The sequence below is a fragment of the Kitasatospora cheerisanensis KCTC 2395 genome, assembly GCF_000696185.1.
In the GTDB taxonomy this organism is placed as follows: Bacteria; Actinomycetota; Actinomycetes; order Streptomycetales; family Streptomycetaceae; genus Kitasatospora; species Kitasatospora cheerisanensis.
In genome coordinates this window covers 2462449-2475918 of the sequence record NZ_KK853997.1, presented here as the reverse complement: position 1 = coordinate 2475918, position 13470 = coordinate 2462449, and the positions used below count along the sequence as shown (strand labels likewise).

Genomic DNA, 13470 nt, shown 5'->3' with positions numbered 1-13470 from the left:
CGAGGCGCCGGTGGAGCATGAGGGTGCCGTTGACCTGCTCGACCACCCACCGCTTCGGTTGCGGGACGAACCCCTTGCCCGCGTCGTCGGGGTTGCGCCGGACCACCTCGACGGTGATGTCCTTCACCGCCCCGTGGATGATCACGGCGTCCTTGAAGCCCTGGTCGACCAGGGCCTTCTCCAGACGCATCCCGCACCGTTCGGCCGCCTGGTCCAGCAGAGCGATGCCGGCCTCGTTGTCGTGTGCGCTCGCGGCCAGGACCACCACGCCGATGATCAGGCCCAGCACGTCGACGGCCAGTCCCCGCTTCCTTCCGGGCGTCCTCTTGTTTGCGTCCAGCCCCGTGGTCTCCTTCGGCACGCCGGCCGCCGCGCGGACGGACTGAGTGTCGATGATCACCAGGGACGGGTCCTCTAATCGGCGGGCCCGCTCACGCACCTGGCAGCGCAGGATCTCCTGGATCCGCTGGTCAAGGCCGTCCTGGCGCCACAGGGTGAAGTAGTAGAACACCGCCGACCAGGCAGGTAGGTCGTGCGGCAGGAGCCGCCACTGACAGCCCGTCCGGTTCTGGTACAGCAGGGCGTTCACGACCTCGCGCAGGTCACAGGAGCCCGGGTCTCCGGTCGCCGATCGCGACACCCGCTCCTTCTTCCAGGCGGTGACCAGCGGCTCGATCAAGGCCCATTGCCCGTCGGACAAGTCTGTTGAGTACGGCATCCGTTCCATGCCCCGACCCCATCATGCACACGACACGCGAGTCGGCTCGAAAGCCTCCGTACCCACGAACGGGCGACACCAGATCATCCAGAAACGGACTTAACGTCCTCTCAGAGCTGACTGACGAGGCGGTCGAAACCCCGGATCAGCTTGTCGATGAAGGCGAGATGATCACAGTGGAGGTCGCCGAGGTCGACCTCCAGCGCCACCGGGTGCGACTGGGCGCCGCCGGCGAAGCAGACAGAACCTAGTGCCACTCGCACCTACTGGAGTATTCAATTGGCCCGGACGCCAGAATGGCAGAAATATCAACAAGAAGTCTCCTCCTTCTTGTCTGAGCTCGGATTCGATACGCGCGTCGATGAAACCATTGAAGGTGCACGAGCCCAGCATGACATCGACGTAGCGGCCCGCATGAGTATTGCTGGGGTGGATATTCTTTGGCTGGTCGAGTGCAAGGCATGGGGGCGACGGGTCCCGAAGGAGAGAATCCTCACCCTCCAGGGAATAGTCGATGACATCGGAGCCGACCGCGGACTTGTTTTTTCTGAGAGCGGATTCCAGGCTGGAGCAATCCGCGTCACTCGGAACACAAATATTACTTTGACCAGCCTGGAAGACTTCAGGCTGAACTTTCAAGATGAGGTCTCATCGACGAAGGCAAAGGTTCTCGATGAGCGGATTGCGCGCCTCTTGCAGGCCTTTGCGGCAGTCTGGGATCTGGCAGGGTCGGAGCGGCAGGCGACATTTTCTCGATATTCAGGGCCTTCCGGGTTTGATTTCCTCGAAGGCGGCCCCCATGCCGTGATTGGAGTTACATCCCGCCTCAATCAAATGAGACAGTCGCTGGAAGATGCACGATTTGGCCGCTGGCCAGTAGCTTATTTTCCACTGGATCTCGTTGATGGCGAGGTGTTTGATGTCAGCGACTGGGAGGGCCTGCTATTCATCGTCGAAAAGTCCATAGTTACCTGCGATCGCATTTATGATCACATGATGACCCCGAGGGTGAGTAGAGTCGATTGGAAGGCCCTGCAACCGCCAGAGCTGACTAGCTTGCTCAGTAGCGTTCGCGGCCAGTAAGAGGAACCTGGGTCCGCCCCGCCCCCTCGGCTGGGCGACAGCCTGCGGCGGCGACGCCTGTTCGCCCTGCCGTCCGACGACGACTCCGAGGTGACCGACTCCACCGGGCAGCCGCATCCGCTCGGCGCGATCCTGGAGCCCCACTGGCCCCCGCCGGGCTCGACGTCGACCAGGCCAGCGTCCAGCACGCACTTCTCCGGTTCATCGACACCCGGCGCGATCGCTATTACACCGCGCTTCGCCAGGCCCTGAACGACCACGCCCGAACGCTCGCCGCCCTCCCTACCGAGTCGAATGATCACTGTCTGTGATCATCATGAGGGATGTCCGCCAACTAGCGCTGACGAGAACCGCCAACTACTCCTGACAAACCGCTCTGCCACCAGCGCAGTGGCAGGCAGCGCAACCGGGGACGAACCCCGCAGAATGTCCCACGCATGTCGCCGTGGCCCCTGGTCGTATGCCCGGCCCGGGCGAGCAGGATCCGGGCCGAGCACACGACCAGGCGCTACCACTTGATCTTCTCACCGATCTCCCAGAGCAGTCGCAGGAGCCCGATCACGCTGGAAACAATCGTGATCTTGTCGCTGCGGCGCCCCTCCGGCCGCCGTGCCGCCGGACGACTCGGGCTCGGCCGGCGCCCGGCGCGCCCCGCAGGAGCCCGTCCCGGGCGGGCGCTCTTCTTCTTGCTCTTGTTGTTCTTGGCCACTGGACCAACTTCCCCTCGATCTACGTTGCCGGTGTTACCCAGGCCGACACCGGGAGCACCCCGGCACCGATAGGTTTATGCATCGGGGGACAGCAACGAAAGGCGCTCCAGGGAACCCTTTGGCCCGCATAAAGTCTTCTACTGCTGAGCTGTCTGTGCTGGTCAGAGAGGTGCTGGTGTGCGGCCAAAGGGTCGAAGGCTGATCCATCCGAGCTGGGAACCCTTTGGCCCGCATAAAGTCTTCTACTGCTGAGCTGTCTGTGCTGGTCAGAGCGATGCAAACATGCGGCCAAAGGGTTGCAAGAGGGGGTTGTGATGCCGAGGAGTGCAGAACGGCGGGCGGCACGTCTGGCGGACCTGGAGGCCATGGAGCAGCAGTGGAGGAGGGCGACGGGCTTGTGCTCCCAGCTGCATGCGGCGAACGCCTCGACAGGTCGGCTGAGCACGTTCGCGATCCGGAGCAGCTTCTTCTTCACCAGGTTCGACGAAACGCATACGCCCCCCATCGTCCGCATCGCTGCGACCCGGGGCGTCAACCTCCAGCTGTACCTGCTGATTCTCTTCGAGGCCCAGTGCCGAAGGCGCTACGGCTCAGCGGGGCCCAGCCCGCTTCCCCTCAGCAGTCACGAGGAAGCCCTCTCCTGGACCAGCCTCACGTTCTCGAAGGCAACGGAGAACGCCGGCATCAAGGTCCCCATCTCCTCTCGGGCCAACCGCGAGCGCCAGGTCCGCTCCGCCCTGAAGCGCCTGGCCGACGAGGGACTGATCCAACGCAACGTCGGCACTCCGCCCCGGGCTGTGATGGCACTGGACGAGTCCGGCAAGCATCGCAAGGAGACGGCCTTCTACCATGCCCCTGATCCCTTCGAACACGTCATCAGGCTCCCCGCCGAGTTCGTGACACAGGGCTGGCTCTACCTGCTGACCCCCGCCGAGATCAGGTTCTACTTCGCCTTCCGCCACCTGGAGAAGCGCTACCTGAGGAGGCCCGGCGCCTACTTCTCCCCCGAGGCGCGAACTTCCGAGTACTTCCTGCCCCGGGACGTCTACGAGTCCCATCTGATGCTTCACCGCCTCGGCCTGATCCAGCGCGTCAAGGACCCGAGACGGCGCTCCGACGGAAAGCTCGTCGACTTCCACTCCTACGCCGAGCGCGGGGAGAAATGGCCCATCCACCTGTTCAAACTAGGCGACGACAGTCTGCTGCACCGGCCCGCGTACGGGCCTGTGAGGCGGGCTCTGCTCAACACCTGACGGGAACCCCCACTCTCACCGACTTCTCGCTACCGGACGCTTACCTGACCCTTTACGCTCTACCGACGTGGCGACGCAGCGCGCTCCGTCACCGCGAGTGCCCCATCTCGCTCAACGCTGAGCGCGTCTCATAGAACCTCGATCGGCATCGAGCGATGATTTCGTACATGCCACAACGCCGCAGGTATTCGGGCATTGCCCACTTCCCATGGGGCTTGCCCGTAGATGTCCGTGACCTGGGCCTCGTAGTACAGGTTCGCATTGGCGGGCACCCCGTGGACATCACCTTGCCAATCGTCGCTGGCGGAGCAAGGCTCGAGGCGCCGCCGGACTTCCGCGGCAGGCCACTCCCCGCCCAGCTCGTCCAGACCTTCGAGGGTCGCTGGGGGTGGAAGAGCACAACGCAGCTCTGCTACGTGACGGCAGCCTCCGCCTCCGTACTCCTCCAGCCGCAGGCTCAGATGACAGATGCGCCAGAGTTCAAGGCCCTGGGCGACGCGTACTTCGGATGGTTCAGGATCGTGCAGGAGTGGGCTTCAGCATGGAGTGGGGAGCCACTGGCCGATTTCGACAGCTCCCATCAGTCAGCCATCCACATTGCAGCCAGCGATGGGTACCTGACCGCGAGTCCGGTGCTGCTTAGGACTGTCTTCATCGGGGCAAGCCCGCTGAGCCGTGCTCAGCTGAAGGGGGCGTTTGCCCGCGCCTCCCGCGAAGATCGCCTTCCAGTCCAACACCGATTGCTGCTATACGCGCGCAACGCGAAGCTGGGTGGTGACACTCGCCAGGCGGTCATCGACGCGGCGACCTCAGCCGAAGTTGCCTTGGGTGTCTACGTTGCTAGCCGCCTCAAGGACAAGGGTCTCAAGCCCGAATTCATTGACGAAATGATCAAGGATGTCAATGGCATCATGAACCTGCACGCGCTGTGCACGAGCCTAGGTGGAAAGCCGGGGCCCTCCCAAAATAGGGTTGGCCACGAGCTCGCCCGCGTCAGGAACGAGGCTGCGCATCAGGGTAAGACGCCGAGCCCTGAGGTAGCAGAAATCGCGATCGGCCATGCTGAAGCAATCGTCCGGGCCCTTCACCCTCTCCCCGCCAGCTAGCTCGCAACAGCATCAGCTGTGATCCTCGGTCAGACTGGAACCGGTCTCCCCCTTGACGGGTTAGGTAGGCCGACTCGCTGCCCGGTGGGCATGCTGCGTCGCCCTCAACTCAGTGGACCCGCCCAGCGCGTTCCCCATGGAGCACCTCCATGTGCGGCCCAGATCGGTGATTTGCTGATCTGGGCCGCACCTATTCCTTGGTCTTATGGCAGCAATCCGCAGAAGGGTCGCGACGCTGGCTCTCGCGACCGAAGTCCGTGTGTGCCGTGATCTCGAACTGCCTTTCTGTCCTGGGGTGGCGACTCCTATCACTGGATGACGGCCTGGCCAAACCGGCGATCGTTCGGATCCTGGTCGTCCGCCGGCAGGGTTCTGCAGGTAGGCCCACGCGGTCGGCGGGAGACCAGCCCCCCGCCGTTGTGGCGGCGCCCTCGCCAGGAGACTCGTGATGCGCAAACAGGCCCAGCCCGCCGTCGAGACAGCGTTCCTGAACGTGCAGAACGCGGCGACGTACCTCGGCATCTCGGTGAACACCCTCTACATCTGGCGTCATCGGAGGCAGGGCCCGCCCAGCTTCCGCATGGGCCCGGGAGGTCGGGTCATGTACCGCCGAGACCTGCTCGACGCATGGCTGACGGAGCAGCAAGAAGCCGATTCGCGTTCGAATCCGGTTCTCAACCCGCTGAACAAGCCGTCGCAGTCGCGCTCTCCGCGCCGAGCAGCTTGATGATGACGGCCTCCGAGGGAGGTCAGCCGGGGAAGCGCTCGGGCCCGTAGGAACAAGTGGTTGAAGAAGTCGTCTGCATGCGGAATTTCGTGCACGCGGAAGTCGTCTGTGTGGTGCGCGCGACACGGAGGTGCGCCGGGCACGTCAGCAAAGCGGAACAGAGGAGGTCTCGAGTGGCGGGGTACATAGAAGACAGGTGGCTGAAGAAGCGATCCAACAAGGAGACAGGCAAGCGCGAGCGAACAGACCTGTGGGGGAAGTGCACCCGCTACCGGGTCAAGGGCATACCGGGTGTCCGCGACCGTTCGTTCGACACCGCTGCAGACGCCAAGAGCTGGCTGGCCGACACTCAAACGGATGTCAGGCGAGGCGATTTCGTCGACACGCGAGACGGCCAGATCACTATGCGCGACTACGTCGAAAAGCACTGGTGGCCGTCCCAGGTGCACCCGGCGCAGACGCTGGAGAGCATGCGCTACCGGATCTGGGGCCAGATCATCCCCCAACTCGGCGAAACCGCCCTGCGGGACATCGGAGTTCCGGAGCTCCGGAAGTGGTCCGCTGATGTCCAGCGCGAGGTTGGCCAGGGCACGGCGTATCTCGCATGGGTGTACCTGAAGGCGATTATGCAGGCCGCAGTGGAGGACAAGCGCCTGTTCCGCAACCCCTGCAAGGGGAACAGCACGATCAAGCCGCCGAAAAGGCCCGAGAGGAAGGCGCGATCATGGTCACGAGACCGAGTGGGCGCCGTACGCGAGGGGCTGCCCGAGCGATACCGAGTCGCGCTCGATCTGGGCCTCGGTTGCGGGCTCCGGCAAGGGGAGGCGTTTGCATTCAGTCCGGGTGACGTGCGGGGGGACTCCGTCCATGTCGAGCGCCAGATCTTGCGCTACAAGTCGCAGCTGTACTTCGGCCCGCCGAAGGGCCGCAAGGAGCGTGACGTCCCCCTGACTGCCGGTCTGGCGAAGAAGCTGCTGTCGCACCAGGAGAGGTTCGCGCCGGTAGAGGTCACGCTGCCCTGGCTCGACCCGGAAGAGCCGGACCTGCCACGAGACGAGCGCCGCACGGTCACCGTGCCGTTGCTCGTCAGCACGACACACCGTGGCGCCATCAACCGGGCCACCTGGAACACGAAGACCTGGAAGCCGGCACTCGCCGCAGCTGGAGTGATTTCGTCGCTGCCCGAGCCGAAGGAGGGCGAGAAGGCGACCCGCGTCTGGGAGCCGAGCCGGGAGCACGGGTTCCATGTCCTGCGCCACAGCTATGCCTCGGTGATGCTCGAAGCGGGTGAGTCGATCGTCTCCCTTGCCACCTGGCTGGGGCACTCGGACCCGGCGTTCACCCTCCGGACCTACACTCACTTCATGCCGGAGGCTGGCGCGCGCGGCCTCGCTGCCATCGAGACGTGGTTCGCCGATCTCGGCTGAAAGTCCCTGAGAAGTCCCTAGCGGGCTCTCAGCCTCCCCCTGGCCAGGCAAAGCCGCAGGTCAGGGCATGATCACCGCCGAAGATGGCGTTTACCCGGCGTACAGGCCGACTCGTCCGCCGCCCTCCGCTTCTGGTGCCGAAGGGCCCGGCCGCCGCACGGCGGCCGGGCCCTTCGGCGTCGGCGGGGTCAGCCGACCGAGCTGTTGTAGCTCTCGATGGCGGGCTGGAGCTCCTTGGCGGCGTCGCTCAGCGCCTGCTGGGCGCTCTTGGTGCCCGCGATGGTCTGCTCGATCGCGGTCTCCACGCCCTTGCGGGCCTGCGGCATGACGCCCAGCGCGCAGCCGGCCGTGGCGGTGGTCGGCTTGGTGGCCTTCAGCTGGCTGATCGCGGTCTGGAACTGCGGGTACTTGGCCACCCACTCCTTGTCGGCGGGCAGGTCCAGCGCCTTGGTGTTGACCGGGAAGTAGCCGGTGCCGGTGTGCCAGGCGGCCTGCTGCTCCGGGGCGGAGAGGAACTTCTCGAACTCCCAGGAGGCGCGCTTCTGGGCGTCCGAGTGACCCGGGCCGGAGATCCACAGCGAGGCGCCGCCGATGATCGGGCCGCCCTGGTCGTCGGCCGCGGTCTTCGGGAAGGCCGCGGTGCCGACGGTGAACTTGGCGGCCTCGGTGTAGCCGCGCAGCACGCCGGTGGACTCCAGGTGCATGGCGACCGTGCCGGCCTTGAACGCGGCCTGCGCGTCGGTGGTCTGCCGGCCGGTGTTGGCCGCGTAGCCGCCCTTGACCAGGTCGGCCCACCACTGGACGATCTCGGCGCCCTTGGCGGAGTCGAAGGCGGCCTTGCCCGCCTTGCCGGAGCGGCCGTTGTCGGAGTCGCAGTACAGCGCGCCGTTCTCGGCCAGCAGCTGCTCGACGAACCAGCCGTAGATGGCCGCGCCGAAGCCGTACCGGACGGTCTTGCCGTCGGCGTCCTTCTTGGTCAGCTTCTTGGCCATGTCGCCGAGTTCGGCGAGCGTCGTGGGCGGCTTGGCCGGGTCGAGGCCGGCCTCCTTGAAGGCGTCCTCGTTCAGGTAGAGGAGCGGCATCGAGGAGTTGAACGGCATCGACTGCAGCTTGCCGCCGAAGGAGTAGTAGTTGCGGATGTTGGCCTGCAGGTCCTCCAGCGAGTAGCCGTCCTTGTCGGCGAAGGCCTGCGCCGGGACGATCTGCTTGGAGTCGACCATGAAGCGGCTGCCGATGTCGTAGACCTGCACCACCGCGGGCGTGGCCTTCTGCTGCACCGAGGCCTTGTACTTGGCGATCAGGTCGTCGTAGGTGCCCTGGAACAGCGGCTTGACCTCGATCTTGCCCTGGTGCGCGGTGTTGAACTGGTTCACCAGCGCGGTCAGCGCCTCGGCGTTCTTGCCGGTCATCGAGTGCCAGAACTCGATGGTGGTGACGCCGGACGCCTGGTCCAGCGCCGACGCGGCCGGCGCGCCCGAGTCGTCGGAGGAGCCGCCGGAGCCGGTCGAGCTGCAGGCGGTCAGAGCGAGGCCGGACACCAGCAGCGCGGCGAGCGCGCGGGAACTTCTCTTCACGGGATTTCTCTCTTCTGCGAGGGTGGGAACCGGGAGCGGTGGGGCGAGAACGGGGGCTGACCGCCCGTCAGCGGACGGCGCCCGCGGTCAGGCCGCGGACGATGAACCGCTGGCCGAACAGCACCAGCGCCAGCGTGGGCAGCAGCGACAGGACCACGCCGGCCAGGATCAGGCCGGGGTCGGCCATCTCGGAGTCCCGCAGCGAGGACAGGCCGATCTGCAGGGTCTGCATCTCCGCGGTGCGGGTGATGATCAGCGGCCAGAAGTACTGGTTCCAGGAGGACAGGAACACGTAGATGGCGAGCGCGGCCAGGGCCGGCTTGTTCAGCGGCACCAGGATCCGCCACAGGAACCGCCAGTGGCCCGCGCCGTCGATCCGGGCGGCGTCCCGCAGCTCGCCCGGGAACTGACGGAACGACTGCCGCAGCAGGAAGGTCCCGAACCCGGAGGCCAGGAACGGCAGCACCAGGCCGAAGTAGGTGTTCCCCAGCCCCCAGCCCGACAGCGTCAGGTAGTTGGGGATGATGATGGCCTCCCACGGCACCATCAGGGTGGCCAGGAACAGGCCGAACACCACGGCCCGGCCGCGCATCGGCAGGAACACGAAGGCGTACGCGGCGAGCACCGAGGTGAACAGCTGCGCCAGCGTGATCAGGCCCGCCACCAGCACCGAGTTGCCGTACTGCCGGACCAGCGGGATGGCGTGCACGGCGCCGGAGAAGTTCTGGCCGGTGACCGAGTGCGGCACCATCGCGGGCGGGTAGCTGGCGATCTCGTCCGGCCGCATGAACGCGCCGGCGAAGACGTAGTACACCGGGAAGGCGACCGTCAGCACGGCGACGGCCAGCACCGCGTAGACCCCGGCCCGGCCCAGCCGGGCGCGGAGCTGCAGCGGCCGGCGGGCGGCGCGGGCCGGCTCGGCGACCTCGGGCGCCTTGGTGAGGGTGGTCATGCGTAGTGCACCTTCCGCTCCAGGACTCCGAACTGCACGGCTGTGCAGGCCAGTACGACGACCATCAGCACCACGGCCTGCGCGCTGGCGGTGCCGAAGTCGCTGGAGCCGTAGGCGAACGCCTTCTCGTACACGGAGTACACGAGGGTGCGGGTGGAGCCGTCCGGGCCGCCCCTGGTGAGGATGTGGATCTGGCCGAAGCTCTGCAGCGCGTTCACGGTGGAGATCACCACCAGGAAGAACAGGCTGGGGCCGAGCATCGGGACGGTGATCGACCGGGCCAGCCGCAGCCCGGACGCGCCGTCCAGCCGGGCGGCCTCGGTGATCTCGCCGGGGATCGAGCCGATGCCCGCGGAGAGCACCAGCACGTTGTAGCCGAGGTTCATCCAGATCGTGGAGACCGCGACCGACAACAGCGCCCACTTGGAGTCGGTCAGCCAGCCCACCGGGCCCAGGCCGAGGTTCGACAGCAGGCCGTTGAGGACGCCGCTGGCCGGGTTGTAGAACACCGAGAAGACCACCGAGGCGCTGGCCACCGAGAAGGCGAACGGCAGCGCGAAGGCGGACCGGAGCAGCCGCACGCCGCGGATCCGACTTTCCATCAGCAGCACCAGCAGCAGTGCCCCGAGCACCCCGGGGACCACCGTGAACAGCACGAACAGGGCGGTGGTGACCAGGGTGTGGCGGAAGTCCGCGGAGCTCAGCAGGTCGGTGTAGTGCTTCATCCCGACGTACCGGGAGGGCGCGCCGAACAGGTCGTTGGCGTGCGCGCTCAGGTAGAAGGTGCGCCCCAGCGGATACAGGATGAAGAGCGCGAAGACCACTACCGAGGGCAGCAGGAACGCCCAGGCGAGCCCGTGCTCGCCGAGACGGCGCCGCGGCTCGGGTGGGCTTGATGCGGTCGGCATGGTGCGCGTCCGCCTTTCATGACATCGGTTCCCGGCCAACCTGTCGCGTTCGAACGACAGGGCGGCAAGGAGAGGGTGAGCGGAGGGTTTCGCGTATGTTACGCGTTCGCGTCAGGTCGGACAGGGTGCTCGTCGCCGCCCCGTTCCGGTCCGTTCCGCGCTCCTCCGGAAGCCGTCGTCCCGTCAGGTCTACCGGCCGGTAGGAATACTGACTTCTGCTCACTGTGCGTGGCAAGGCTTCGGACGCGCCCGATCGATCTTCAGTTGTCCCGGAGCCGGGCCGCGCGCCCGGGCGATCAGCGCAGCAGGCGGCGCTCCTTGGCGATGGCGACCGCGCCGGAGCGGGTGTCGACGCCGAGCTTGGCGTAGATCCGGCCGAGGTGGGTCTTGACGGTGGCCTCGCTGATGAACAGCGCCCGGGCGATCTCCCGGTTGCCCAGGCCCTGGCCGAGCTGATCCAGGATGTCCTGCTCACGGTCGGTGAGTTGGGGCAGCGGGGAGCGCATCCGGGCCATCACCCGGGACGCCACCGGCGGGGACAGCGCCGGCCGGCCCGCCGCCGCCGAGCGGATCGCGGCGAACAGCTCGGCCGGCCGCTCTGCCTTCAGCAGGTAGCCGGTGGCGCCGGCGTTGATGGCACGGGTGATGTCCGCGTCGGTGTCGAAGGTGGTCAGCACCAGGACGTGGCTGTCGCCCGGGCCGGCCAGGATCCGCCGGGTGGCCTCCACGCCGTCGATGCCGTCGCCGAGTTGAAGGTCCATCAGCACCACGTCCGGGTGCAGGCGGGCGGTGAGCACGACCGCCTCCTCCCCGGTACTGGCCTCGCCGACCACCTCGATCCCGGAGTCGCTGGACAGCAGCGCCAGCAGCCCGGCCCGGACCATCGCGTGGTCGTCGCAGACGATCAGCCTGACCGTGTCGTTCATGAACCCTCCTTGCGGTGCGGAGCGGCGCCGCCGACGGCGCGGCCCCGCGGCTCGGCGCCCTCCGGCGCGGTCTCCAGCGGGATGGCGGCCGAGACCACGGTGCCCTCGCCCGGGGCCGACTCGACGGTGAGCGTGCCGCCAAGCTGCCGCAGCCGGGCCCGCATCGCGGGCAGCCCGTGCCCGCGATCGCCGCCCGCGCCGCCGCCGTGCCCGGCGCGGGGCGGGGTGAAGCCGCGGCCGTCGTCCGCGACGTCCAGCACGGCCTGGTCGCCCAGGTAGGACAGCGTGATCGAGGCCCGGCCGGCCCCGGCGTGCTCCCGCACGTTCGCCAGCGCGCCCTGGGCGATCCGCAGCAGCGCGGCCTGCGCGGCGGCCGGCATCGGCGCCGGGCTGCCGTCCAGGTGGAAGCCGACCGGCAGGCCGCTCTCCGCCGCCTCCCGCGCGGCGAGCGCGGCGAGCGCGGCCTCCAGCGTGCCCTGCTCGGCGAGATCGGCCGGGGCGAGGTCGTGGACGAAGCGGCGGGCCTCGGCGAGATTGCGGGCGGCGATCGCGGCGGCCGTCCGGACGTGGCCGCGGGCGGCCGCCGCGTCCTGCTCCCAGGCGAGATCGGCGGCCTGCAGCAGCATCTGCTGGCTGGACAGGCCCTGGGCGAGCGTGTCGTGGATCTCGACGGACAGCCGCTCGCGCTCGGACAGCGCGCCCTGCCGGCGCTCCACCGCGGCCAGCTCCCGCCGCGTCCGGATCAGGTCGACGATCAGCTTCCGCTGCCGGGCGCCCTGCCGCTGCATGTACAGGAAGACGGCGGTGGCCAGCGCGGCGACCGCCGGCGGCAGCAGCAGCATCGTCGGATCCGCGCCGGGCAGCCGCAGCTCGCCGACCACCACCAGCACCGTCAGCACCGTCACCAGCGGGATCGCGGTGCGCGGCGGGAAGGCGCGCAGCACCGTGTACACCAGCGGGACGGCGCACCAGGCGAAGCTGGGCGCCATCAGCACCAGCACCGCCCAGCTCGCCAGCACCCCCGCCAGCCAGGCCGGCCGGCGCTCGGACAGCCCCGACAGGTGGCCCGCGCCCAGCGCGAGGCTCAGCACGACCACCCACGGCGTGAGCGGGCTGGCCAGATGGTGCGTCAGGTAGCGCGCCAGCGAGGTGCCGAGCAGCAGCAGGAAGACCAGCCGCAGGACTACCGTCAGCCAGCCCGCGTCCGGATCGGCGGCCCGGGAGAGGGGTTGACGCATCACGGCTGCCTCCTTTCGCTTGCTGCCGGCACCTGGATGGTGCCCGCGGATCGCAGCCCGCACATCAACCGATCGGCTGACACGGTTGTCGTCCATCATGCTCCGCCGGACCAGCCGGTCCGCCGATCCGCGGAGGGGGGTCGGCGACGAAACATGGAGTGCAGGCCGGAGCACACCGCAGTCCGGCGCCGAACTTCCGATCCAGGAGCCGAAGATGAAGAAGCTGAGCACCCGTACCCGCGTTGTCACCGGCGCCGTCGCGGTGGCCGCGGTCGGGGCGAGCGTGGTCGGCGCGGTCTCCGCCAGCGCGGAGACGCCGCACCAGGCCCCCGCCGCCGCCGTCGCGTCGGACGTCCAGAACAAGAACACCTTCCAGTCCTCGCACCTGACGGTCGAGGCCGCCACCAAGGCCGCCCAGGCCAGCCTGGACGCCGCGGCGAAGGCCGGCCAGAAGATCTCCGTCGCCGTCGTCGACCGGAACGGCAACGTGATCGTCGAGCTGCGCGGCGACGGCGCCGGCCCGCAGTCCTTCGAGTCCGCCGAGCGCAAGGCCTACACCGCGGTCTCCTGGAACGCGCCGACCTCCGAGCTGGTCAAGCGCCTGGCCCAGGCGCCGAACCTGAAGGACATCCCCGGCACGCTGTTCCTCGGCGGCGGCGCCCCGGTCCAGCTGAAGGGCGCCCCGATCGCGGCCGTCGGCGTGGCCGGCGCCCCCAGCGCCGACCAGGACGAGCAGTTCGCCCAGGCCGGCGTCGCCGCCCTGAACAACTGACGCGGTCCGGCGAACGGCCGGGGCCCGCTCCTGGGAGGAGCGGGCCCCGGCAGTGCTGCGCGTCACCAGTGCGACG

The 13470-nt window shown here is 67.9% G+C and carries 14 protein-coding genes; 6 read left to right on the top strand and 8 right to left on the bottom strand.

All coding sequences use genetic code 11. The annotated features are described in order from the left end of the window. Positions 1–727, bottom strand: a 727-nt coding sequence (locus KCH_RS11130) for an IS5 family transposase (RefSeq protein WP_035862081.1), incomplete at its 3' end; no start/stop codon positions are given. 101 nt (positions 728–828) lie between these two features. Further along, positions 829–975, bottom strand: a complete 147-nt coding sequence (locus KCH_RS41175; protein WP_157031991.1) for a hypothetical protein — start codon at positions 973–975, stop codon at positions 829–831. A 22-nt stretch (positions 976–997) separates the two neighbouring features. On the opposite strand from KCH_RS41175, the gene KCH_RS39415 reads away from it, so the two are divergent. Further along, a complete protein-coding gene (locus tag KCH_RS39415; protein ID WP_279635855.1) occupies positions 998–1801 on the top strand; it encodes a restriction endonuclease in 804 nt (267 codons plus the stop codon). Between the two features lie 508 nt (positions 1802–2309). Here the strand turns inward: KCH_RS39415 and KCH_RS41170 are convergent. Next, entirely contained in the window at positions 2310–2510 is a 201-nt protein-coding gene (locus KCH_RS41170) for a hypothetical protein (RefSeq protein ID WP_157031990.1), read from the bottom strand. Positions 2511–2876: 366 nt separating this feature from the next. On the opposite strand from KCH_RS41170, the gene KCH_RS11125 reads away from it, so the two are divergent. The 4 genes from KCH_RS11125 to KCH_RS11110 all read left to right on the top strand — a co-directional run bounded on the left by KCH_RS11125 (position 2877) and on the right by KCH_RS11110 (position 7024). After that, a complete protein-coding gene (locus KCH_RS11125) occupies positions 2877–3764 on the top strand; it encodes a hypothetical protein (protein WP_035862078.1) in 888 nt (295 codons plus the stop codon). Between the two features lie 275 nt (positions 3765–4039). Further along, a complete protein-coding gene (locus KCH_RS11120; protein WP_157031989.1) occupies positions 4040–4870 on the top strand; it encodes a hypothetical protein in 831 nt (276 codons plus the stop codon). 448 nt (positions 4871–5318) lie between these two features. Continuing rightward, a complete protein-coding gene (locus tag KCH_RS11115; protein WP_035862071.1) occupies positions 5319–5597 on the top strand; it encodes a helix-turn-helix domain-containing protein in 279 nt (92 codons plus the stop codon). 173 nt (positions 5598–5770) lie between these two features. Continuing rightward, on the top strand, positions 5771–7024 hold the full coding sequence (locus tag KCH_RS11110) for a tyrosine-type recombinase/integrase (protein ID WP_208865944.1): 1254 nt from the start codon (positions 5771–5773) through the stop codon (positions 7022–7024). 188 nt (positions 7025–7212) lie between these two features. Here the strand turns inward: KCH_RS11110 and KCH_RS11105 are convergent, their stop codons facing one another. The 5 genes from KCH_RS11105 to KCH_RS11085 form a co-directional block, all read right to left on the bottom strand. Next, the gene (locus KCH_RS11105) at positions 7213–8598 is read right to left on the bottom strand and encodes an ABC transporter substrate-binding protein (RefSeq protein ID WP_035862068.1); all 1386 of its coding nucleotides are present in this window, start codon (positions 8596–8598) and stop codon (positions 7213–7215) included. 67 nt (positions 8599–8665) lie between these two features. Continuing rightward, complete coding sequence (locus KCH_RS11100) at positions 8666–9550, bottom strand: carbohydrate ABC transporter permease (RefSeq protein ID WP_051652960.1); 885 nt, start codon at positions 9548–9550, stop codon at positions 8666–8668. Continuing rightward, a complete protein-coding gene (locus KCH_RS11095) occupies positions 9547–10458 on the bottom strand; it encodes a carbohydrate ABC transporter permease (protein ID WP_051652959.1) in 912 nt (303 codons plus the stop codon). The genes KCH_RS11100 and KCH_RS11095 overlap by 4 nt, the downstream gene beginning before the upstream one ends. Before the next feature lie 296 nt (positions 10459–10754). Beyond that, positions 10755–11384, bottom strand: coding sequence for a response regulator (locus KCH_RS11090; protein WP_035862060.1), 630 nt, complete (start codon positions 11382–11384; stop codon positions 10755–10757). Further along, positions 11381–12622, bottom strand: coding sequence for a sensor histidine kinase (locus tag KCH_RS11085; RefSeq protein ID WP_084223457.1), 1242 nt, complete (start codon positions 12620–12622; stop codon positions 11381–11383). The genes KCH_RS11090 and KCH_RS11085 overlap by 4 nt, the downstream gene beginning before the upstream one ends. 214 nt (positions 12623–12836) lie before the next feature. Here KCH_RS11085 and KCH_RS11080 point away from each other — a divergent pair, with 214 nt between their 5' ends. Then, positions 12837–13394 (top strand): GlcG/HbpS family heme-binding protein, encoded by a 558-nt coding sequence (locus KCH_RS11080; protein ID WP_035862057.1) that lies wholly within the window; start codon positions 12837–12839, stop codon positions 13392–13394. Positions 13395–13470 lie beyond the last annotated feature (76 nt).

Coding starts and splice junctions, on each gene's coding strand:
- KCH_RS11125 (WP_035862078.1), top strand. CDS start 2,877: ATGGAGCAGCAGTGGAGGAGGGCGACGGGCTTGTGCTCCCAGCTGCAT.
- KCH_RS11115 (WP_035862071.1), top strand. CDS start 5,319: ATGCGCAAACAGGCCCAGCCCGCCGTCGAGACAGCGTTCCTGAACGTG.
- KCH_RS11100 (WP_051652960.1), bottom strand. CDS start 9,550: ATGACCACCCTCACCAAGGCGCCCGAGGTCGCCGAGCCGGCCCGCGCC.
- KCH_RS11095 (WP_051652959.1), bottom strand. CDS start 10,458: ATGCCGACCGCATCAAGCCCACCCGAGCCGCGGCGCCGTCTCGGCGAG.
- KCH_RS11090 (WP_035862060.1), bottom strand. CDS start 11,384: ATGAACGACACGGTCAGGCTGATCGTCTGCGACGACCACGCGATGGTC.
- KCH_RS11085 (WP_084223457.1), bottom strand. CDS start 12,622: ATGCGTCAACCCCTCTCCCGGGCCGCCGATCCGGACGCGGGCTGGCTG.
- KCH_RS11080 (WP_035862057.1), top strand. CDS start 12,837: ATGAAGAAGCTGAGCACCCGTACCCGCGTTGTCACCGGCGCCGTCGCG.